Below are 22,619 nucleotides of genomic sequence, written 5' to 3' on the forward strand. Positions count from 1 at the left end.
CACAGCGAAATGAAATAGAGGCAAAGGTAGATTGGCGCTTCACCAATGAAGATGCCAGGATTAAACTAAAGAGATTGTATCCTACATTATGTGGTTGACGGGACAGTAGTACGGATTCGGGTAGAGCTCTACCTTGAGCTGCTGCCCGATCACTTCTGATGCTTCATGAATAGCCCAGACCTCAACCGAGTTCGCCAGCGGCGATGTCTCCTGCGGCTCAATCCCATAGATCGCATCACCAAAATCAAACGCTGACACAGCAAAATGCCACGACACCGATGCGAGCAAATTGCCCGTCGTGAATTCGTATTCGTAGTACTTGTGATAGTAAATCGAATCACCCGTCAGTGGATTGATGGCTTTGATCCAGTTGTTGCTCGTGAGTGTATCCTCGATATCGATCTCGCTTGTGACAGTTCCCGCCGCGATCTCATCAGCATAGACTTTGCTGAACTCAGTGCTACTCATGATGTCAGCGCCGTCACCCCATCCCTCCACTGACTGGTTCCAGTCAGCCGGTTCGAAGCAATATGTTAGCGAATCGACAATGAGACCGGAGCCGTCTGACGTCTTCGGATAATCTCCCGACTGGAAATAATCGCCATATATCTTGCGAATAGAGTCGAGGGTCATCGGATTTTCGTTCTTATCCCAGCGGAGACGGTCCGGATTCCAGACTAATCGCCAATAATCCTCGAAGTCCTGCGATGCGACCATCGCCAGATCATCGAGACGATTCAGCCTGCCCATGTAGACACGGTAGCCCTCGAAATCACGCACCCGCGTGAACGGATCAATATGAGATTCGGAGATCAAACCGTTCCATTTGATCCGAACAGTCTCAAACTGTGTGTTGTACCTGACTACCGGCGGAGGAGGCGGCACTGCCGGTTTGAAATCGGGTACGCCATCTCCGGCGTAATAATACCTGTCGAAGACGACTTCGCCGTTCGGCAGAGTGTCCGCAATCTCCCAATACGGTCCGGCATATCCATCGTTGTCGGTGTCATAACCGGGATTGTCGTAGACCCAACCGGCGCGGAGAGCATTATCAACTAGATCGCTGAAGTCAAGCTGCCGGTAGAACTGGTCAGGGTCATAAGTGTCCAGAACATAGTTCCTGTGAGCTTGTGGATCGTGATGGAAGTCCTCGCCTCCAATGTACGCGATTGTCAATGGCACCGATTCCCCTGCCGGGATGTCAAACGGACCCAGCGACATGACATAGGCACTTCCGCCGCGAGTTGCCAACAGTGTGCAGAACGGCTGCCTCGGTGGCAACCAGCCCTCGTCGGTGTAGGAACGCGCAGCGAATAACTGATCATAGTCTCGCTCTCCGTTCGCCATCAAGAAATATTTATCTCCGTCAGTCAACGGGTGTCCCTGACCGCCCGTATACATCCGCCGCCTGCCCCCCTCTCTCATCGGCCCCCATGACCAGTCGGGGTCTTCGAAGCCTGAGAACCAGTTGAACGAGACCTTGAGATCATCAGCAGGCTTTCTCAGGATTCTAAGACCGGTCGTGCTCGCCACGCTTGTATAGTCGTACAGATCAGAGGCATTCGGATCGCCGTCATTGTCGGCGGCCCATGCCAATTCTATCGTATCCTGATATCCCTGCCCGATTCTTGATGTATATGTTTCCACAAAGCCAGTGTACCATGCATACGAATTTACCGGTTTGGTGGGATAATGCCCGATATACGGTTGGACAAATATACCGACATAGACGTCTTCAATAGCATCGTTACCGAAGTTCTTGATGTCATAATCGATCATTACGAAATCCTCTGCGAAAGCAGTGGACCATGAGTAGCTCTTCTGAGTCACCTCGACGTTTAGTGGTATATGGGGCCTGCCATCACGGTCGGGAAATACGAGCTTCGGATCATCAAGCGTATCGGTATACTCTGCAATCATGTCGAGATCAGACAAGGCGCTGACACTATAGTCCGGATACGAAAATCGGTTAGTCCGCTTCTCAATCATGCAGTCCGGATCTGAACATGGCAATAGCTCCCATCCCAAAACGGCATATCCTTGAGAGACTATTCTCATTCCAAAGCCGGTGGACACCAGCGTGTCCGATCCGACAATTGCTCCAATCCACATAGCACCTACATAAAGATGCTCGTGCCCGCTGCCCGCCGGGAATTCGCATGATGGTGCATCCAGGTTGGTCTCGCAGTCACGGAAACCAATACCGAGATGACTTCCGAAGCAACCGTAATTCGTGACGGCTAAATACATGTTGTTCGCACGATGTGTGCAGACTTGATTCATCGGAAATGGAGAATCAGCTGGTTTCAGCGGAATCTGGCTGGAATGCGAAACAACTCCTGGTGCGAGACTCAACCCTTGACCGGATACCAACGATGTGGTCAGCAGCACAACAGATATTGACGAAGTGAGGAATCCGCGGATCATCAGATACTTCCCTTTGATGAAATATAGCAGCCTATAAACTTGTGTCAACGATAAACGGGCTTTTTGCGTAAGTGATTAATGTCTTGAATTGAATCATGCGAGCGACTATACTCAGCCAAGTAGGGTAGGATTGCCCTCAAGCCTGCCGCCTCCATTCAGGAGGCAGGTTTCGGAGAAACCTGCCCTACTATACTTGAAGGTGCGATCTGGCGAGGATTCTCATTCTCTGAGATGATGCAGCCATTCGGCATCCTGCTCGGCATCGGCGTCCTGTTCTTCGCAGTGGGAGCTATTGTAATGTCGCGGTCTGAAATGTAATCCAGACAAATACGGCAGGAGTGCGCTCACTCCTGCCGATATCACTATTCCCGCAGGTCTGCCTGAGACCAACTCAACCTTCTGCACTGTCTCAGTTCTTGAGATGAGCCATGATCGCATCGGCCAAGTCCGCAGGATCTACAAACTTGTACTTGAGATCATCCGATTTAACAGCTTTGGCTGCTTTCGCGTGCAATTCTTTCGGCACCACAAACAGGACCATGATATCGTACGCCTTCACAGTGGCCAGCATGGCGTTGAATATCGTTTCATCCTCAAGGCGCAGGAACTTGTGCAGATTTCCTACCACAACAGAGATATTGTCTGCGGGATTGAGAAGCGTCAGGTGTTTACCGTGATTGTCCCAACCGTTAGACAGTGGCAGTGTTTCGACGCCTTCAACAACAAGCTTGGTCAGGACTCCCGGGTCCGTACCTTCCATGTACCCTACTACTTTCATAATTCCTCCTCTTTTCAGCTTTCTTCCAACCTAATTATAATAATCACAAATTGAAACGCAATCAATCCATTTTCGCGCAATTGCTGGAAATCTCTCGACGCACCAGAACAGAACGTACTATAATATTAAAACCAGCTTACCGATTTGGTTCCCAAGTTCCGATTCGACAACGAAGATATATATCCCGCTGGTGACGATCTCGTTGTTTCTGGATCGGAGATCCCATTGAATCTTCGAATCGGCGTCACTGGCTATACCGGGGTGTTCGAGGGTTCTGACATGGTCTCCGTCGAGTGTGTATATCTTGATCGTGCATTGGGGCGGCAGATTGACAAAATGAACTCTTCGCGAGTGATCCACGAACCCCGTCCCCTCTCTATCCTCGTAACGGGATCGGATGTAGCGCCCGTCCCCGTAATACGGATTCGGATATACTACAACATCGAGGTCCTCGTCGATCACAGTGGCGGCATCATTTGTCGGCCAAACTTCGATCATATTTGACAGGGGTGAGCTCGAAAGAGGAGCGATACCATTTTTGAAATCACCGAAATCAAATGCCGACACCGCAACATACCACGGCACCGATGAAAGGAGGTTGTCGATCACATATTCATATTCATAGAACTTGTGGTATTTGGTCGAATCACCGGTCAGCGGATCGTGATCCAAGGTCCAGTTACCAGCGATTGTGCTATCAGTATCCGGCGTAACCTCCCCCCTTGCAATCTCATCGGCGAATCTTTTCTTAATCCCGCATGGAATAACGGGCATGCCGCCGTCAAGCCATCCATCAATCGTCTGATTCCAACCAACTTTCCCGAAGCAGTATATCAGACCGTTATCTTCCAAGCCTATGCCATCATCGTTAGGGCCGTAATTGTCCGGATCGAAATGGTCCCCATAAAGCACTCTCAGCGAATCGAGCTGGAGAGGAATCTCGTCAGCCAAAATCCATTCCATTTCATTGGCATCCCAGTACTTCCTTTTGAAGTTCAGCAAATCCCGCGATTCAAGGAGGCTGAGATTGGTTGCTCTGCGAAGCGAATTCAAACTGACCTGGTAGCCCTCGAAATCCTGGAGTTTCGTGAACGGATCGACAAATGTCTCGGTCACAAGACCATTCCATTTGAGAGTAATCTGTCCTATGGCAGTCGAGGCACGCAGTCTAGGAGGGGGCGGGGCTGTCGCTGCTCGAAAGTCAGGAACCCCATCTCCGCTATAGTAGACGCTGTCGATGACAATTTCTCCATTGGGAAGAGTATCTTCGACTTCACAGAATTCCCCGGCATAGCCATTGCCATCGGTGTCCACTCCCGGATTGTCGTAGATCCAGCTCGCCCAAACGGCGTTCTCTGCGAGATCTGAGAAGTCGAGCATGCCGTAGAAACCATCCGGATCGTACTCATTAACCATGTTCATATTGAAGTTTGTCGGCGATGTATGGAGATTCTCTCCGGCAACATACGCTATCGTAAGGGGCAGCGAGTCGCCGGCTTGGATGTCGAAAGGCCCCATCGAGATAAGATAGCGCGTATCCCCTCCCTGAGCAACATCGATGCTGGCGGATTGGCTAGGCGGCAACCACCCTTCGTCGCTGAAATCGACTGCGGCGTGCGTTTGGTCATAGTCGTTCTCACCGTTTGACATCACGTAATACTTGTTGAAGTCCCCCATCGGCGTTCCCTGCCCCCCGGTGCCGAAATTTCGCCTCAACGCGGAACGCATCGGACCCCAGTCGAACCGCGGGGAGCTGTTGGATGTCCACCAGTTGAATGAGACTTTTACGTTCTTATTTGGCTTTCGCATGATCTTGACACCACTCACTCCATTGGCGCTCCGGTCATCGAACGCATTATTCTCCTGGTCGCCATCGTTGTCAGCAATCCATGCGACTGCGACTGTATCGTCGAGCCCGGGGCAGAGCCTCGACGGCCATGACTGCCTGAAACCACAAATATCATCCGTCCAGCCTCCGCGCTCTCGCCCGATGTGGCTCACATCACCATCGACCTGAATGCCGACATAGACTTTCTTCAGCTCGCTCGAACCGATGTTCCTGAAATTGTAGTCGAACAGGATGAAATCCTGAGCGTATTCTACTTCCCACGAATAGCTGGTCTGGATGACCTCCAGATTCAGAGGTGTGTGCGGCCGCCCGGTCCATCCGGTTCCGGTCCATCTCTGATCAACAAGTGTGTCTGTATAGACTGCAATATATTCGAAGTCGGACTTGGCATCTTCGCTATAGTAGTCGCTCAGCGGATTGCTTGATTGTCTGGACAACAGACATTCCGGACCGGAACAGGGCCACAGTTCATTCGTATATCCCCAGCCGTCCCATCCGGTAGTAACGAGCGTATCGGAACTGACAATAGCTCCCACCCAGAGTCCAGCCGCATACAGATAATCGAGTTGCGACCCCCCGGGAAACTCGCACGATGGTGCCGACATGTTCGTCTCACAATCGCGGTAGCTCTGATTCATGGAGCCGAGTGTCGCAAAATTCGATACCGTCAGCCACATGTTGTTGGCTCTGTGAGTACAGGTCTGAATGTTCGGAGGTTCGACGCGTTGTGGCTTGAAGAATCCATCAGAACCGGGAAGACCCTCGCCTTCCAGCGGCTCCCTGTTTCTCGACATTGCAGTCGAGGCTAACAGTAGCATGATATACACATATATGAACAATATTGAAAAAAGTCTCTTCATCCTGCAGCTCCCGATGTAATTCAAGAATGTACCCGCCAACTCCAGCGGTAAGATAATCGATTTCGGTATTGACTGCTATGCTTTTCTGAGACCTCATGATACTGTGCACGTCAATCTGGACAACCATAAGGTTTCATTTCCGTCCGAAGCGTGTGGCACGTTTCGTTAAGAAAAAACTTGTTGGAGGATCGTCCGATTTGTCTTTATTCAGTCAGAGAATTGCTCTCTGCGATTGGCAGCAAACAGACTATTGCAGCACACTAGATGCACGGAGGATAATATGAATAGCTTCAGAGGACCTGTTGCCTGTTTGTTGGCAGCGGCTTTCATGCTGGCAGGTTGTGGCGGCGGAGATGAAGCGAATGACGTGTCCGCCAGGGAGCTGCTCCCTCAGAAGTTCCAGGAGATCGCAGCCGAAAGAACGACCGAGGTGAGAACATTCGTTGGAGAATCGCTCTGGGAATACATCGACGGCGGAGCTGAGCAATACCATGAGTATGGTTTCAAAGAAGTGAAGACTGCGGAGTACACGATGGGTGAAAAGGACATCGTGGTCGACGTATACGAGTTCAGCGATGCTACCAACGCCTATGGGCTCTATTCGGTATTGCGCCCCGATGAACCGGAGATAATCAACATCGGCATCGAAGGCTACGTCGCGCCGTCGAGCGTTGAGTTCGTGAAAGGCAAGCAGGTCGTGAGGTTGATCGGGTTCGATGAATCTTCGGAGACAAAGGCTTTGCTTGTCGGTACCGCCAAATTGGTCGAACAATCGGTGCAGGGCACACTTGATCCACCTCCGGCATTCGGACTGTTCCCCATCAGTCTGAGGATCGCATTAACAGATAAGTATCTTGCGGAATCGTTTATAGGGCAAAAAGTCCTTACAAAATTCTATAGCCAGGATTACGGGATTGAAGCGGAGACTGTGACACTGTTTCTCACTCTGGATAATGTTGCAGACAAGTTCCAGAAATGGTCTGAATTAGCTGAAAACAAGAGCGATGCTCCGAGTGATCTGGCGTTTGATAACGGCAAGTCATTCCTGTATGAACAAAGTTGGCACGGGAGAATTCTGGTCGGAATCAAGAATAGTAAACTTGTCGGGATGACTAATTATGATGACAGCCGGAAGGAGTTTTTCGCAGACTGGCTAAATTCGCTCAATTAGCCTTCTATCTCTGCTGCATAATTTCGACTCAGCACTGGAGCATCTCGATTTATTCCATCATTCGCTTGAGGAATATCCGTATATATTCCAATGCTTCCTGATGACGCAAACTTGAAGGAACTACGTAGATGAAGAAGAAAATACCTGTGATGTCGGTCTCTGCCTGCAATGGCTGCCCGTCGAAATGCTGCAATGATCTTTCTATGCTAATCGGTCCGCCGACTTCGAAGTCAGACTTCGAAGATCTGCACTGGCAATTGAGATATGACACTGTCCACATATATATTCGCAATCGACGATGGTATATTCTTGTCAAAGGCAGATGCATGTACCTCGACGACAACGACCGCTGCAAGATATATGAGACCCGCCCAGAGAAATGCAGAGTTCACAATCCTCCCGACTGTGAGAGATTCGGCGATTTTTGGGATGTCATGTTCGAAACTCCCGAGGAACTCGAAGCATACTTCAAGAAGAAGAGGCGGGCCGCCAAACGCCGTGCGAATGCGCGAGCAAAGAAGAAAAAGATGACGGCGTAGCGGACAGGTTGCACCAGACATGGGTGGCTGCGATCTGTGATCGCGGGTTACGAAATGCTTCAACCATATGCAGACATCACGTGAGCTGTCACGATTTGCTTTCTGACAGAGTCAAAGCGCTGCCGAGAATGGCTTACCGCCTTCGGGCATGTTGAAAAACCCTAAATGACATCATTGCGAGCGAAGCGTGGCAATCTCCGCATTTCACAATAGACTTGATTGATGTAGAGATCGCCACGTCGCTCCGCTCCTCGCGATGACGCTGCTTTACAGCATCGGGACTTTTTCAACAAGCCCCTCCGCGGCAATGACAGATTCCGGTGTCCGCGCCGTCAGGAATCCCCGCACTTACCGCTCGCGCCGTCAGGAATCCTTTCCTGACGGCTGGAACAATTGCTGCATTCTATCCAACAACCTCGCCGTCATATCTTCCCAGATGAACTTCCCCGCGAATTCGGCGCCGACTGATCTCGCGACATCGTCATCCGACTCGAGATACGCCTGTATCGCTTCGATCCAATCATCCGGTCTATTCGGGACGATCTTGACAATCTCCGATGGATAGCTGCTCAGCTCTTCCATATTGGAAGAGACTGTTTTCAAGCCGGTTGCGGCGTACTCGTAGATTTTGAGAGGGTTCGAATATCGAAAGAAATCATTGTCACGATACGGCATGAACCCGACATCGAAACTCCTCAGCACCGACGGCATCTCCGAATGATCGAAAGCGCCGGTGAAATGGATGTTGTTTATGTTTGCGGTGCTGTTCAGGATCGACTTATCGAACACCTTTCCCACGAAGACAAGATTCCAGTCAGGTCGTCTATCTGCAACGTCGTGGATCAGCTGCCAGTCGAGCCGTTGCGAGATCAGCCCGGTATATCCGATCCGGGGACTGGCAATGTTGTCGATAGCCGGATGCGGAGGATGATCGTGGCGGATCATTCTCTCGTAGGTCTCACGATCAATTCCGTTCCCGAATTCCCATGCGTGCTTGAAGCCGGGCGAGTACTTGTCGTGAAGCTTTCGTGAAGTGGTCAGTAGCAGATCGATCCTGTCTCTGAATTTGTCGATGCGCTTCTCGACAGCCTGAAGCGTGTTGCCGTGAATGTCTGCGAGATTGTCGTAGATCTCATACACATTGAAACTGCCGGGGAAGAGTCTCGTCACATACCCCTGCACCGGATGGTAGAACCAGATCAACGGCTTCTCTTCGACTATGCCGATTCTCTTGCACAGTTTCCGGTAACTGGATCGTAAAGCAGCAAGATTCAGCGATTCGAGAATTCCAAGCTCTTGCGCAATCGAATCGTGGATGAAATACCGGGGTGAATAGAGATATAGATTGCTCGCCAGTTTTTGCAGTCTGGCATCTCCCAGCAATTCACGGGCACGTTGCGGCTTTCTGACAATTGTGGATATCTGGCAAAGCGGACGGTTCACTGCGACTACTGTGCTCCCATACTTCTCAGCCGCTTCGGCAAGTGCATACAGCATCTTGCGCCGCATGAACAGTGGCCAATCGACCATCAGGAATCCAAGAATCACTTTCGGAAAGGAGCTCATGCAGGTTTCCTTGAGAATCTGATCGTTACGAATAGCCAAGCTATGCGGTTATGCCATTCAAGTCAAGCAAGCTCTCGGCGTAGATTTTCACGTTGACTTCTGAACTGGACATGATTTTTCTTGTTGTAAAGATGAGTTTTTCACTGCTATATCGGGTGAAACACCGACACAGAGATAATGATAATTGCACGCAATTGGAGTAGGCAATGAGATATAAGCTTTTTGGACGTAGCGGCTTAAGAGTATCCGAACTCTGTCTGGGGACGATGACATTCGGCGAGGAATGGGGCTGGGGATCATCGAAAGATAAGAGCAAACAGGTGTTCGACGCATTCGTTGAAACAGGCGGCAACTTTATCGACACGGCAAACAGGTACACGGAGGGAACAAGCGAGAAATTCGTCGGCGAATTCGTCGGTTCGGACCGCGAGCGATTTGTCATTGCCACCAAGTATACCTTGCGTGAGCGCGCGAACGATGTCAACTCGAGCGGCAATCACCGCAAGAACATGGTTCAGTCTTTGGAAGCGAGCTTGAAACGCCTCGGCACCGACTACATCGATCTGTATTGGGTACACGCCTGGGATTATCTTACACCGGTGGAAGAGGTCATGCGCGCGCTCGACGATATGGTGCGGGCAGGCAAATTGCTGTATATCGGCGTGTCCGACACGCCTGCCTGGATAGTCTCTCAGGCCAATACACTTGCATCGTGTCGTGGCTGGACGCCGTTTACCGGTTTGCAGATCGAATACAGCCTCGTCGAACGAACACCGGAACGTGAATTGCTTCCTATGGCGAAATCACTCGACATCGCCGTCACACCGTGGTCAATTCTCGGTGCGGGAATTCTCTCCGGCAAATACAACGATAGAAACAAACAGACACTTCAATCGGCCGATGCGCGACTTTCGGAGAAGAGCATCAAACTCAACGAGAGAAATTTCGAGATTGCCGCAGAAGTCAAAACCATCGCAGATGAAATCGGCTGCACACCATCACAGGTTGCGATCAAGTGGCTGCAGCAGCAGCCCGGTTTGATAATCCCGATCATTGGCGCGAGAACTCTGAAGCAGCTGAAAGACAACATCGGCTGTCTGGAGATTCAACTCACAGGAGAGCATTTGAAGAGATTAGATGATGTCAGCATGATAGATCTCGGCTTCCCGCATGAGTTTCTCTCGAAAGACAATATCAGAGAGTTGGTGCAGGGGGACAGATTCAGAGATATCGACAATCACAGAGCATAGACTTTTTCTGAGAGGCAGGATCAGAGTATGAAGGAGCACGGAAACATCGAGACGCTTTTGCACGAAAGCAGATTGTTTTCACCATCCGATGAGTTTCGTCACGGAAGCCACATGGGATCGATTGATGAATTCGAGGCTAAATACAAACAGAGCATTGACGACCCGGAGGGCTTCTGGGCTGAAGCGGCAGAGGAACTCCACTGGTTCAGGAGATGGGATAGAGTCTTGAATTCAGATGATGCTCCGTTCTTCAGATGGTTCGAGAATGGGAAGACGAACATTTCATTCAACTGTCTCGACCGCCATCTTACGTCGCCAACTCGCAACAAAGCAGCGATCATCTGGGAAGGCGAGCCGGGAGACAAGCGGGTGTTGACATACTGGGATATCTCACGAGAGGTAAACAAATTCGCGAATGCGCTAAAGTCGATAGGAATAAGAAAAGGCGATCGCGTTGCGATTTATCTGCCGATGATCCCGGAACTCGCGATCAGCATGCTCGCCTGTGCGCGGATCGGAGCGATTCACTCGGTCATATTCGCAGGATTCTCGGCTGAGTCAATTCGTGACCGTATTCTCGATTGCCAAGCGAAGCTCGTCATCACCGCCGACGGCTCCTGGCGTCGTGGAAATGTGCTGCCCCTGAAGAACATCGTTGATGACGCTGTGAATGAGTGCGATTGTGTCAGCGATGTCATCGTTGTGAGGCGATCCGAATCGACTACATTCCCATGCCACATCAAGGAAGGGCGTGATCACTGGTACCATCGGCTTGTGGATATGCAGTCGTACGATTGCCCAGCCGAAAAGATGGATTCCGAGGATATGCTGTTCCTGCTGTATACGAGCGGAACGACTGGCAAACCGAAGGGTGTTGTTCACACGACGGGCGGATACATGGTCTACACTCATTGCACGTCGAAATATGTGTTCGATCTTAAGCCTGAAGATGTTTTCTGGTGTACGGCTGACATTGGGTGGGTTACCGGCCACAGCTATGTAGTGTACGGTCCCCTCGCGAATGCGGCCACATGCCTGATGTATGAAGGCTCTCCCGACTGGCCAGACCGTGGAAGATTTTGGCAGTTGGTCGATCGGTATGGTGTCACCATTTTCTACACCGCACCTACTTTGATCCGGACATTCATGCGCTGGGGAGATCACTGGCCAGCAAATGCGGATATCTCCACGCTCAGGCTCCTCGGTACTGTCGGCGAACCAATCAACCCCGAGGCGTGGATATGGTATCACAAAAACGTCGGCAAAGAGAAATGCCCGATCGTTGACACGTGGTGGCAGACAGAAACCGGTGGAATCCTGATCACTCCGCTGCCCGGATGTATCGAAACCAAACCGGGAAGCGCGACACGGCCATTCTTCGGCATCGATGCAGATGTCATAAACGAAGAAGGGGATTCGGTTGAAGCAGGTTTACTTGCGATCAAGAAACCTTGGCCCGGCATGTTGCGCGGAATTTATGGCGATCCTGAAAGATTCAAAGAGACTTACTGGTCAAAGTGGCCAGGGGTATATTTCCCCGGTGACGGTGCGCGAATGGATGAGGACGGTTACTTCTGGATACTCGGACGTGTCGATGATGTTGTCAATGTCTCCGGTCACCGGATCGGGACAGCCGAACTCGAAAGCGTGTTTGTCGAGCATGAAGCTGTCGCGGAATCAGCCGTGATCGGCATTCAGCATGATATTAAAGGTCAGGCGCTGGTGGCGTTTGTCAGCCTGCTGGATGGCCGTGAACCGAACGCTGCACTCGAAGACGAACTCGCAGCTTGGGTCACCCAGAAAATCGGCAAGTTTGCTAAGCCGGAGCGGATCATATTCTCCGCCGAATTGCCGAAGACTCGATCGGGGAAGATTATGCGGAGGTTACTGCGTGATATTGCTGACGGCGGAGTGCTCGGTTCAGTGACGACACTTGCCGATCCGACAGTGCTCGATCATTTGAAGGCGAAGTATGAGGAGAATTGACACAGTCGAGGCAGGTCGAAACCCCTGAGCGACGCGCGCAACGCGGAGCGACGTTTCGACAGTTCTTTCCACATTGAGAAGAAACCCAGGTAGATACTATTGCGGTTTCAGCACCCGGCATTCATGCTGCGCATGAATTGTCGAAAGCGATCGCTGATTCATCCTGCCCGTAACACCTCAAGGATCACAAATGTCATCATACATGCGCCGGTATTCCGTAATCGCGCGCTCCCAACTGAAATTGCCGAGAATCCTGTAACCATTGTAGATCACTTCGGCATAAGCATTCTGATCATGCACATACATAGCAATAGCCTGGGCAATTGCCCCCGCTGCAGCCTCGACCATGCTGTCGAATAATCGGGTACCTTTGCGATCGGCAACGCGGTCGCCAATTGGAGTCTGTGTCAGATATGCGCAGTCAACAATTGTCTGCCATCCCTGAATCGCCCGTTTCGAAGATGGCTCCCGATACAGAAATCCGGTCGGTGCAGCATTCTTGGCGTGATACCGCTCCACAAGTTGCTGTCCCTTCGGACTGAGGTGCTCCTCGCTGATCGGAACTGTCTGCTGTACCAATCCACCGGTGGCGCGTGCCACGACCGGCATTCCGGCAAGGTACGCTTCATTCGCCCCGCCGAATGGCTCATAGAGCGAGCACATGACCATGAATGAACTTCCCTGTTGCAGCGCGATGAATGTCTCGAAATCGATCCTGAAAGGAAAGACGATCACTTCTCCCGGTCTATCTGCGGTCAGCTTCCTGAGAAAATTCAGCCCATCGAAGCCTTCATCTCCCGGCATAGGTGTGAAAATATATCTTGCCCGATTACGATGTATCTTTCGAATCGCCTCGCATGCGACATCATAGCCTTTCTGACGCGGATCATCGCGACCGAGAAAGAAAAAGACCGGTAGCTTCGGGTCGGAGAGATCGAAATCATTTCCCCATGTCTCAAATTCCGGATTGTTTTTTGTTTTCCGCAGGTAATCAGCGATCTTCTCTCCCAGCCTAATTCTCCGCTCCCACTTCTCTCTCTTGATCAGATGGAAACCACCCGATTCTGCCTCACGTTCGGCTTCTTCGGAAAACGGGAATTTCAATTCTCCAAATAGCCCGTTATCGATTCCAACGATTGTCTTCTCTTTGAATAATTGCTGAAGGTGATCCGCGAAAACATCGGTCTGCAATGGGTCGCTGGTCAACTCTTCGGCGAAGTTCTGCGAGACAGTTGTGAGGGGGCCATTCAGAAGCGGAATCATCTTGGTCAGTACAGTCGGACCTGGAAGATCCTGAGCTGAAATGAGCGCTGAGTTATGTTCGGTCAAACCTCGATCATACGGGTTGTGCATCGTAAGAATACAGGCTGACCGTTTAATAGAATCTTCGAGAGTGATCGTGTGAGCAACCGATGCCGATTCCCAGTCCTGCAGGTGCAGAATCAGGTCATGAGTCTCGCGCAACGCTACAAGTGCTTTCGGCACAGCTGCGCATAAAAAGAGAGCATCCCGGAGGAGCTGATCGGGATTGCCCGGGTTTATGTATGGGTCACGCGGAGCATTGAAGAATCGCTCGGAATCGAGCAGATATGTCTTGAATCCGCTGTCGGTTTCGTGCTTCAAGATCTTGACAGTTTCAGTCTTGCCACCGAAGGAGACATTGAACGTGAGCTTTGTTTTGCGAATCTGCTTCGCTATGGCCTTGGGTCCAGTGATCTTGCCGAAGTACGGCGCAATTGTGAAGCACGATTCGGATCGCGCAAGTTCTTTGGGAAATATGCGCATCACTGCGGCAAGCCCGCCACATGGTGCGAATTCGGTTTCGAATGTCACAAAGACAATCTTGCGGCCGCTTTTTTTCGGCTTTGGACGCGATGATACGCTGGTCATCTCCGGTCCTTTCAGAAAGACGTTCAGTTCATACCCACTCCAGGGATTGTTGAAAAACCCCAAACGCCGTCATAGCGAGCGAAGCGTGGCAATCTCATTATCTCACTATTGGATTGATTGACATAGAGATCGCCACGTCGCTCCGCTCCTCGCGATGACGCTGCTTCACAGCATCGGGACTTTTTCAACAAGCCCTCCAACGGGTGGGCCGCCCGTCGCCTGCCTATTAAGATATCATATACGATATTGAACCAGATCGGTCAAGGTAAGTATATCGTTGTTACAGATGCCGCAGGCATTGTCATTCCGTTGAGAAGGCGTGTTGAAAAAGTCCAAATACGCCCATCGTCGTCATCGAGAGGAGCGGAGCGACGCGGCGATCTCCGCCCCGCACTGTCAGGAATCCGTTCCTGACAGCCGAGTGAATCGTGCAGGAAAGGATTCCTGCCCGTTCGATGAAATGCTTGATAACTTCAGTTGGGATCGTGCGATATCAGAATATCGATGCCTCTATGATAATGTGTGCGAATCATAACGAGATATATCGGGAGTCGTAGCAGTGATCGATTCCGGTAGGTTAGAAGTTCTCAGTTTTGATTGCTACGGCACATTGATCGATTGGGAGTGGGGTATTGCATGTCGCGCGGAGCTTGTTTCATGACATTTGCGCAGGCCAACAAGCTTGGAATGACGAGCGTGCGGGTGAATAGACGCAAGGGATTCGAGGTATCCGGTGCGACGCCCGAGGCGGCGGCAACACCCGATCTTGAGGTTGCCGATTTGAAGACGCTCGCTGACATGAGACCGGGATCTGAGATATATCGTTGAGTAATTCAAGACATATTTCTTGCGTATTCATACCGGGGGGCGTAAATTCGGCATCAGAACGATTCACAGGTCTGTCCGAAAGGAGCATCAGGTGAACACACAGACAGTCTCAATCTACAACGTATGCAGGCCATCGAGCCGTCTGATGGAAATTCCGATTCTTCTTGGATTCAATCTGCTGCTGGTGACATCAGCATATATTTCGATCAATCTGCCATTCTCTCCGGTTCCAATCACAGGCCAGACATTCGGTGTGCTGTTGATCGCCATGATTCTGGGACGAGTGCGGGGTGCCGCTGTCGTCTGCGCTTACCTTCTCGAAGGTGCTGCGGGATTGCCGGTGTTCGCGGGCGGCAAGGCCGGTTTAGTAACGCTCTTCGGGCCAACCGGAGGGTATCTTCTCGGCTTCGCTGTGGCTGCATTCGTTGCCGGCTCTCTGGCAGATCGCGGATGGGACCGAAGCTATCTGAAATCGATCATCGCAATGACAATAGGCACTGCGATCATATTCCTCTTTGGGCTTTCATGGCTCGCCAAATTCGTTCCGGAATTATCGCTTCTCACTGTAGGACTGACGCCATTTGTGCCGGGCGCAGTACTGAAGATCAGCCTTGCAGCGGTTATTCTGCCGTCACTTTGGAAGTTTATCGGCCAACGGTAATCTCAGTGCGCTCACCATTGCCATTCCGCTGAAAACGGAATCCAGCAAGTAGGCAGAACCACTCCGCTCTGCTCCGGGATTCTTCCCTACCTTCAGAGCAGACCGGGAAGTCTGCCGCCCGCGGGAAAAAAGCGTCGACTCACTCGCAATAGACCCGGACTTTTTCGTTGTCCGAACTGATGTCGATATTGAGGTCTCTCAGCGATTCGACGATCTGCTCGATTTGGGCGTCGTCGATATTTTCGAGATCGATGTTCAGCCCTTTCTCCTTAAGAGCGCCATCGATCTTCTCGCGAGCATGCGTCGGAATTACCGAACCCATCTTCACACCGGCTCTCACCAGAGCAAGCGGGACCCTGATATTGACATTCTCGCACTTGCCGTGGCGGCCTTCATCCGCCTGTACCATCACGCATAGGTACTTCGCTCTGCCGCAACTCTCTGGTTTCGCCGCTGGCTCCGATGACTTCTCCGTGGTCTTGCCGAGAGCATCCAGCAGCTCTTCTGCTTCCGACACGCTGATCTTGCCCGATTTGAGCATACCCAGAATCTTGCTACGATCGTCACTCATCGTTTCCTCCTTCATACTATTTGCAATCGAATTTCATCCTCTTCGTCTTCAAACTCAATGCGCAGTCCCCTTAGTGAGCAGGAAAGCATCACCAACCTGTGGAGCTTCCTCAAGAATCTCCTGACCTCGGGGATGAACGGCTTGATAATGATCAGAAACAGCAGAAACGGGATCGCTGCAATCGCAACCAGCAGCAGCGGCGGCCAGAGAAGAAAGACTGGCAGCCAGAGTCGGATTTTTCTGCAGCCTCTCTCTATGATCCGTATCCTGATTATTGCCGGCGGGAACATCATTCCTTCATCCTTTCCAGAGCCTCTTTGACTGAGATATCCCCATGCTCCAACTGCTCGAGAACTTCTGCATTGCTTGCGATAGGCTTGATCTCAACAAAGCTGAGTTGCTCAGATATCCGATTGAGTCTGTTCTTGATCGTCGGATAGCTGACACCGAACAGCTCCTCCATCTGCTTAATAGACCCGTGGCTTCGTACAAAGGCTGCCACAAACACCTGGTCTTCCGGAGCGAGTCTGGCGAGGGGTGGCAGCTCGAATTCACCTTCAATGGCAATGTCCTTCCCGGTGATCCGTACGCTCTCAACAATTATAGGCTCATCGCCCGTAAGTCGAGTCAACTCTTGCCATTCTTTAACCATATATCCTCCGATAATTGATTTTCTGAATTAATGTACGACTTATGATTAATAAAGTTGCGCGAAAAGTAGCATGTAATTGATTTTTCCTTATGATGCAGCTTAGAACCTCCAACACTGAAATCCCTGCTTCTGAAGTCGTTGTCATGCAAATTGTTACATGATTGCAGGGGAAGAGATCGTCTTGACGCGACGCGATTACCGGGATGAGATATCGCTGGGAGAGAGATGGCAGCTGGTACGAGGCTCTCTACCACAATTGCAGCGTACGAAGTTGGATATACATCAGTCTCTACCTGGAGGACTATTTCAAGTAGGCACAGAAATACCTCTTGAGAAGATAAACACGGTCGACACTCGGCTGCTAATTGGCAATCGAATTAAGTCTCTTGGCTGTCCGACCTCGCCCTTCATCCCGTATTCGTTTCACTTCGAGGAGTATCAGTCCAAGCAGGCCGACTACGGCGATTAATGACACGCCGATGACGATGAAGAGCATCGAAACATAAGTACTCATTAGAACCATCCTTCGTTGGGTCGATTACCGACGGATAGATTGTGAATTGATTCCAGAAGCAAATTCCTCATGGATAGATTCAGTCGACATTCCGACACGTCCAACCATTTGACAGGTCTGCCATGAGAGAGCGCTTTCTGAAAATATATCTTGACTTTTATTATCCCGATTCAGTAAATACAAAATATTGAACTTTTATTGAAACGCAATCGGAAATATCAAGTTGAATTTTCGCAACATTCCTCAGCAGCTCATCCCCCTCGCTATCCTTTTCGCGGCAGCTCTTGCTGCCCTGATAGTGGCCCGCCAGCTTCTAGTGCCAGACTCCTTCGGAGAGTACAGCCATTACAGGGCAGATGCTGTGGATGAGATTGCGTCACTTGATATATCGTACGCGGGCTCCAACGCCTGCTTTGATTGTCACGATGACATATTCGAGATCAAGCAGGAATCGAATCACTCGGGGCTCACCTGCGAGGTCTGTCATGGCCCTGCTGCCGAACATGTTGATGCTCCCGATGAATTCACTCCGAGCGCCCCACGTGGTCGAGGTTACTGCCCGCTGTGTCACGGGTACAATCCGTCGAGACCGTCAGGATTTCCACAAATATTGGCTGAATTACACAATCCAGGCAGGGCATGCATGACATGCCATGATCCTCACAACCCGGTACTTCCACACGCGCCGGAAGAATGCAGCGCATGCCACCGTGAAATCTCCAATCAGAAGATGGTATCGCACCACGCCACTCTCACATGTACGACCTGCCATGTCGTTCCGGAGGATCACTGGATCAATCCAAGGTTCGTGCGAGCAGAGAAACCATCGACCAGAGAACTCTGTGGGGGTTGTCACTCTGAGGATGCCGACAGTCCGAGAGAAATACCGCGGATTGATCTCAATGCACACGGAGAACGATACCTTTGCTGGGACTGCCACTACCCGCACCATCCGGAGGCAAATCAATGAAAGACGACAAGCCGGGTATCTCTCGCAGAGAGTTTATTGCGAACACAACACGCAAGCTGCCAGGACTCCTGCTGATTTGCTCGACGATTGGAGCAAAGCAGCTTCTGTCAGATACTGATGACACTCACTATGATCCCACCCAGCACAATTATGCGATGGGAATTGATATTCACAAGTGTATAGGCTGTGGCCGCTGCTCTGACGCGTGCAAGAAAGAGAACAAGGTCCCGACCGAGCCGTTCTTTTTCCGCACGTGGGTAGAAAGATATATTATAGCTGCCGATGGAGAGGCAATCGTGGACAGCCCGAATGGTGGAATCGACGGATTCCCTGAGGCGAAGCATGGCGCGGATGTATTGCGGTCGTTCTTTGTTCCAAAACTCTGTAACCACTGTGCCAACCCGCCCTGCGTACAGGTCTGTCCGGTCGGTGCGACTTTTTCGAGCCGCGATGGTGTAGTGCTGGTCGACGACAACTACTGTGTCGGCTGCCGATACTGTATTCAAGCCTGCCCTTATGGAGCAAGATATTTGCACCCGACCAAGATGGTGGCCGACAAATGCACTTTCTGCTATCATCGCATTGTAAGGGGCCTTCTGCCTGCCTGTGTTGAGGTCTGTCCGACTCAGGCGCGGGTGTTCGGTGAGATCGGCAAGCAGAGCAGTCCGTTACGACGGTTCCTGAGGTTTAACGATGTTTCCGTTCTCAAGCCGGGGCTCAACACCAAGCCAAAGGTTTATTATGCAGGGGCAGACGGGGAGGTCAGATAGACAATGCCAGCGAGTTTGATTCATATTCTGGCCGATCTTCAGGGTACAGTGGGATATGTCTATCCAAACGAATTCGAGTTGCACTGGGAACTGTTGATCGTAGTTTATCCGTATCTTACGGGACTTGTGGCCGGTGCGTTCATCCTTGCATCGCTCAAAGCCGTGTTCAACGTGAATGCTCTGCAGCCGGTTTACAGACTCTCTCTGTTGTCGGCCCTCTCTTTCATGATAATCGCACCGCTTCCGCTCCTGGCACACCTCGGGCATCCGGAAAGATCTTATGAGATGTTTCTGACCCCGCACACGCAATCGGCGATGGCAATGTTTGGGTTTGTGTATGCCTGGTATCTGATGGTGGTACTGCTGCTGGAAATCTGGTTCGATTATCGTGAAGACATTGTAGGATGGTCGAAGAAGAAGACTGGCCTGATGAAATACGTTTACCTTCTCTTAAGCCTCGGATCGAGGGATGTTTCGGAAAAGTCAGTCAGATTCGACCACAAAGCTGGCAAGTTCATTACTATCATCGGGATTCCATCCGCGTTTCTGTTGCACGGGTATGTAGGCTTCATTTTCGGGTCAGTCAAGGCAAACCCATGGTGGAGCAGCGTTCTGATGCCGATAGTGTTTCTTTTCTCTGCAATAGTGTCAGGAATCGCTCTGATGCTTCTTATCTACATGATCACCACCATGTTCAGATGGAAGCCGCTGAACATGGCCTGCCTGAACAAGCTTGCTGAATTTCTGATTCTGGCGATGATCGTCGACTTCTCGCTGGAATTACTCGATTTCATTCACCGCCTCTATGAATCGGAAGAATCAATCGATATTTTGTCGCAGATGATCTCCAGCAGACTGTTTATAAGTCTTATCATTACTCAGATCGTGCTCGGCACTCTCTTCCCGCTGATCGCAATAATAGTGGCGAGATTCGGGAGAGTCCCCAACGAGCTAAAACGCATTCTATATTTCCTTGGAGGCATACTCGTCCAGGTCGGCATCTTCAGCACAAGATGGAATGTCGTTATCGGCGGACAGCTCTTCTCGAAAAGCCTTCGCGGCCTCACAGTTTACAAACTCGAATTGTTCGGACTGGAAGGTATCCTGATGACAGGGTTACTTCTAATCTTACCATTCATCATACTATTTGCGCTGATCAAAGTCCTTCCACCGTGGTCACAGACACAGTCGCCCCCGGCAGCAGACGGCGGTCCGATTTCAGCGGAAGGATAGAATCGGCAGTTCGCGCGCATGATTCGATCTTCCCGGAGAAATACCTATCTTATCTGAGTCCAGGACAGTATTCCAAACTCAGCAATCGCATGGCGCCGGGCCGCCGGAGAATATGTACATCACCAGATAGACGATGTCATCAATATCGATGTCGCCTGAACAATCTACTTCGCCTGCATCAAATGGAATGGGTGCGGGCCCTCCGGTAAAAATATACGCGACCAGATAGACAACATCATCAATGTCGACTTCTTCGCTGTTGTTGGCATCCCCGCAAATGAAATCAGGCGGTGGCTCCTCTTCATATATGTCGATGAATACGCCAATCGTATCATATTTCGGCAATGTGTCTGAGTCAGCCAGCTCTATCATTATGAAGTAAAGACCGGGCCACGATGGAGTGCCCGATATTGTGCCGACCGCACCACCGGTGAATATGCAACCGTAGGGGGGCTGCCCAAGAATGCGCGTCCAGTAGTAAGGCTCGATGCCGCCGATCGCTGAGAACTGGTAGAAATATGGCTCACCGATGATCCCGTAGGGGACATCGTAAGCCATAGCGTGTATCCTGCCATCGCAGTGATCACCTACACCATCATGATCCTCGTCGTACTGCTCCGGGTTATATACATCTTGACAATTATCGCATGCGTTACCAACTAAGTCGCCGTCGTCATCTTCCTGAAGAGGATTGTTGGCATCCGGGCAGTTGTCTGCATCGTTGAGGATGTTGTCAAGATCTCTATCGTCAGAATTCAGAAATGCCACCAGAGCAGTCATTCCCTTTATCATACGAGTGAGATAATCGAAGTTGACGTGTGATGTGTTGTCGTAAGGCGAATGATAGACGCTCGAGAAATAGTACTCGTGCAAGTACGCTACCTCAAAACCATTCTGTTGAAACGGATGGTGATCCGACCCTCCCCCGGCCCAACCGTCAAGGATTCCGTATATTCCAACATACTGGTTTGCAAGATCCGCCCATACCTGAGCATACATTGAATTGGATGCATGATTCAGCCATGCGTAATCATAGTTATACTCGTCACCGATCATATCCATATTCAGCATCACAATTATGTCATCTCCGCGAATAGCAGCGTTGTCCGCATAATGCCACGAGCCATGCAAGCCTAACTCTTCAGCATCAAACGTGGCATATATGAGAGTTACGGGTGTCTCGATGTTCCGCATAACGCGAGCTATTTCGATGACAGCAGAAGTGCCGCTTCCGTTGTCATCAGCACCGGGAGAGCCGGGAACTGCATCATGATGCGCTCCGATTACAACATGCTTGTCGGGATAGAGTGATCCGATTTTACGAGCTATGACATTGCGGCAGCCCGTAGGAATGCCGTCGATTTGAATAGTGAACTCATCAAATATGACCTCATCGCAGCCGTAAGATTCGAGTTTCTGCTTGATCCATGCCGAAGCTTCGTAATTGGAGGAAGTGCCGGCAACTCTACCGCCAAAATCTTGCAGCACGTTCATATATGATGTGATCGAATCCTGCCGTACCAGCGATATTATCGAATCATAATCGATCTCAGCACTGAATTTTAGATCGGAGAGCGCGAACGGCTTCCTGTATGAAAACCGCATACTCTCCATATGTATCGGGACAAGATCGAGTGGTTCACGAGTCTGGCCGAGTTGAAGGATGTCGACTCTGAAGAGTCGATAACCACTCTCATCAAAAAGCAACTCGTACTTGTCAACATTTTGGCGATCCATTCGCTTGTCAATGGCGAGGTTCGATTTGTCAACATCGCTCGCGACCAGTGATATGGTCAGCCCGGATTGAAGAAGCCTTGCGCTGGATGATGCATCTGCCAATACGAGGCAACCGTCGGAAAGCAGCAGCACTCCATCGACGCCTGTCGAAGTTAGAATCTGCGCATCCTGCGCGCTGTTGATGCTGACTTTGTAGAGGTCATCGGCAACTGCTGTTGATGCTATGCCCATCAACAGGATTAGTCCCATTAAAGCTTTCTTCCAAAACAAAATAATCCTCCTTCGTACTCTATTGACGATACGAGGTCCCGAATGTCAAAGATGCAATAAACGAGAGATGCACACCTCCCGGACAACCCTGGTAGAA

The 22,619-nt window shown here is 50.7% G+C and carries 19 protein-coding genes; 9 read left to right on the plus strand and 10 right to left on the minus strand.

Annotated features, from left to right (window positions below; genetic code table 11):
* Positions 1 to 81: 81 nt before the first annotated feature.
* From KKH67_08310 to KKH67_08320, 3 genes are all read right to left on the minus strand, one after another.
* Positions 82 to 2,427 carry a hypothetical protein gene (locus KKH67_08310; protein MBU1319186.1) on the minus strand — a complete coding sequence of 782 codons (2,346 nt, stop codon included), beginning with the start codon at positions 2,425 to 2,427 and terminating at the stop codon, positions 82 to 84.
* Between the two features lie 409 nt (positions 2,428 to 2,836).
* Entirely contained in the window at positions 2,837 to 3,205 is a 369-nt protein-coding gene (locus KKH67_08315; GenBank protein MBU1319187.1) for a hypothetical protein, read from the minus strand.
* Between the two features lie 117 nt (positions 3,206 to 3,322).
* A complete protein-coding gene (locus KKH67_08320; GenBank protein MBU1319188.1) occupies positions 3,323 to 5,914 on the minus strand; it encodes a hypothetical protein in 2,592 nt (863 codons plus the stop codon).
* Between the two features lie 280 nt (positions 5,915 to 6,194).
* Here KKH67_08320 and KKH67_08325 point away from each other — a divergent pair, with 280 nt between their 5' ends.
* Together KKH67_08325 and KKH67_08330 are read left to right on the plus strand one after the other, a co-directional pair.
* Positions 6,195 to 7,085 (plus strand): hypothetical protein, encoded by an 891-nt coding sequence (locus tag KKH67_08325; protein MBU1319189.1) that lies wholly within the window; start codon positions 6,195 to 6,197, stop codon positions 7,083 to 7,085.
* A 128-nt stretch (positions 7,086 to 7,213) separates the two neighbouring features.
* A complete protein-coding gene (locus tag KKH67_08330) occupies positions 7,214 to 7,624 on the plus strand; it encodes a YkgJ family cysteine cluster protein (protein ID MBU1319190.1) in 411 nt (136 codons plus the stop codon).
* Positions 7,625 to 7,987: 363 nt separating this feature from the next.
* On the opposite strand, the gene KKH67_08335 is transcribed toward KKH67_08330, so the two are convergent.
* Positions 7,988 to 9,190, minus strand: a complete 1,203-nt coding sequence (locus tag KKH67_08335; GenBank protein ID MBU1319191.1) for a glycosyltransferase — start codon at positions 9,188 to 9,190, stop codon at positions 7,988 to 7,990.
* A gap of 206 nt (positions 9,191 to 9,396) precedes the next feature.
* Here KKH67_08335 and KKH67_08340 point away from each other — a divergent pair, with 206 nt between their 5' ends.
* Entirely contained in the window at positions 9,397 to 10,440 is a 1,044-nt protein-coding gene (locus tag KKH67_08340; protein MBU1319192.1) for an aldo/keto reductase, read from the plus strand.
* A 27-nt stretch (positions 10,441 to 10,467) separates the two neighbouring features.
* Positions 10,468 to 12,426 carry an acetate--CoA ligase gene (gene acs / locus KKH67_08345; GenBank protein ID MBU1319193.1) on the plus strand — a complete coding sequence of 653 codons (1,959 nt, stop codon included), beginning with the start codon at positions 10,468 to 10,470 and terminating at the stop codon, positions 12,424 to 12,426.
* 177 nt (positions 12,427 to 12,603) lie between these two features.
* On the opposite strand, the gene KKH67_08350 is transcribed toward acs, so the two are convergent.
* Complete coding sequence (locus tag KKH67_08350; protein MBU1319194.1) at positions 12,604 to 14,379, minus strand: glycogen/starch synthase; 1,776 nt, start codon at positions 14,377 to 14,379, stop codon at positions 12,604 to 12,606.
* A 594-nt stretch (positions 14,380 to 14,973) separates the two neighbouring features.
* On the opposite strand from KKH67_08350, the gene KKH67_08355 reads away from it, so the two are divergent.
* Together KKH67_08355 and KKH67_08360 are read left to right on the plus strand one after the other, a co-directional pair.
* On the plus strand, positions 14,974 to 15,144 hold the full coding sequence (locus tag KKH67_08355) for a hypothetical protein (protein ID MBU1319195.1): 171 nt from the start codon (positions 14,974 to 14,976) through the stop codon (positions 15,142 to 15,144).
* A gap of 91 nt (positions 15,145 to 15,235) precedes the next feature.
* Complete coding sequence (locus KKH67_08360) at positions 15,236 to 15,805, plus strand: biotin transporter BioY (protein ID MBU1319196.1); 570 nt, start codon at positions 15,236 to 15,238, stop codon at positions 15,803 to 15,805.
* Positions 15,806 to 15,944: 139 nt separating this feature from the next.
* Here the strand turns inward: KKH67_08360 and KKH67_08365 are convergent, their stop codons facing one another.
* From KKH67_08365 to KKH67_08380, 4 genes are all read right to left on the minus strand, one after another.
* A complete protein-coding gene (locus KKH67_08365) occupies positions 15,945 to 16,376 on the minus strand; it encodes a hypothetical protein (protein ID MBU1319197.1) in 432 nt (143 codons plus the stop codon).
* Between the two features lie 11 nt (positions 16,377 to 16,387).
* Positions 16,388 to 16,669 carry a hypothetical protein gene (locus tag KKH67_08370; protein MBU1319198.1) on the minus strand — a complete coding sequence of 94 codons (282 nt, stop codon included), beginning with the start codon at positions 16,667 to 16,669 and terminating at the stop codon, positions 16,388 to 16,390.
* Complete coding sequence (locus tag KKH67_08375) at positions 16,666 to 17,028, minus strand: DUF2089 domain-containing protein (protein MBU1319199.1); 363 nt, start codon at positions 17,026 to 17,028, stop codon at positions 16,666 to 16,668. The genes KKH67_08370 and KKH67_08375 overlap by 4 nt, the downstream gene beginning before the upstream one ends.
* A gap of 361 nt (positions 17,029 to 17,389) precedes the next feature.
* On the minus strand, positions 17,390 to 17,542 hold the full coding sequence (locus KKH67_08380) for a hypothetical protein (protein ID MBU1319200.1): 153 nt from the start codon (positions 17,540 to 17,542) through the stop codon (positions 17,390 to 17,392).
* 223 nt (positions 17,543 to 17,765) lie between these two features.
* Between KKH67_08380 and KKH67_08385 the strand changes: the two genes are divergently transcribed.
* From KKH67_08385 to nrfD, 3 genes are read left to right on the plus strand one after another with little or no spacing between them, the layout of a single operon-like run.
* Positions 17,766 to 18,512, plus strand: coding sequence for a hypothetical protein (locus KKH67_08385; protein MBU1319201.1), 747 nt, complete (start codon positions 17,766 to 17,768; stop codon positions 18,510 to 18,512).
* Positions 18,509 to 19,282, plus strand: a complete 774-nt coding sequence (locus KKH67_08390) for a 4Fe-4S dicluster domain-containing protein (GenBank protein ID MBU1319202.1) — start codon at positions 18,509 to 18,511, stop codon at positions 19,280 to 19,282. Before KKH67_08385 ends, KKH67_08390 begins: the two co-directional genes overlap by 4 nt.
* Before the next feature lie 15 nt (positions 19,283 to 19,297).
* Positions 19,298 to 20,515, plus strand: a complete 1,218-nt coding sequence (gene nrfD, locus KKH67_08395) for a polysulfide reductase NrfD (protein ID MBU1319203.1) — start codon at positions 19,298 to 19,300, stop codon at positions 20,513 to 20,515.
* A 78-nt stretch (positions 20,516 to 20,593) separates the two neighbouring features.
* On the opposite strand, the gene KKH67_08400 is transcribed toward nrfD, so the two are convergent.
* Complete coding sequence (locus KKH67_08400; GenBank protein MBU1319204.1) at positions 20,594 to 22,522, minus strand: M28 family peptidase; 1,929 nt, start codon at positions 22,520 to 22,522, stop codon at positions 20,594 to 20,596.
* Positions 22,523 to 22,619 lie beyond the last annotated feature (97 nt).

This window comes from Candidatus Zixiibacteriota bacterium, from assembly GCA_018820315.1.
Lineage (GTDB): Bacteria > Zixibacteria > MSB-5A5 > JAABVY01 > JAHJOQ01 > JAHJOQ01.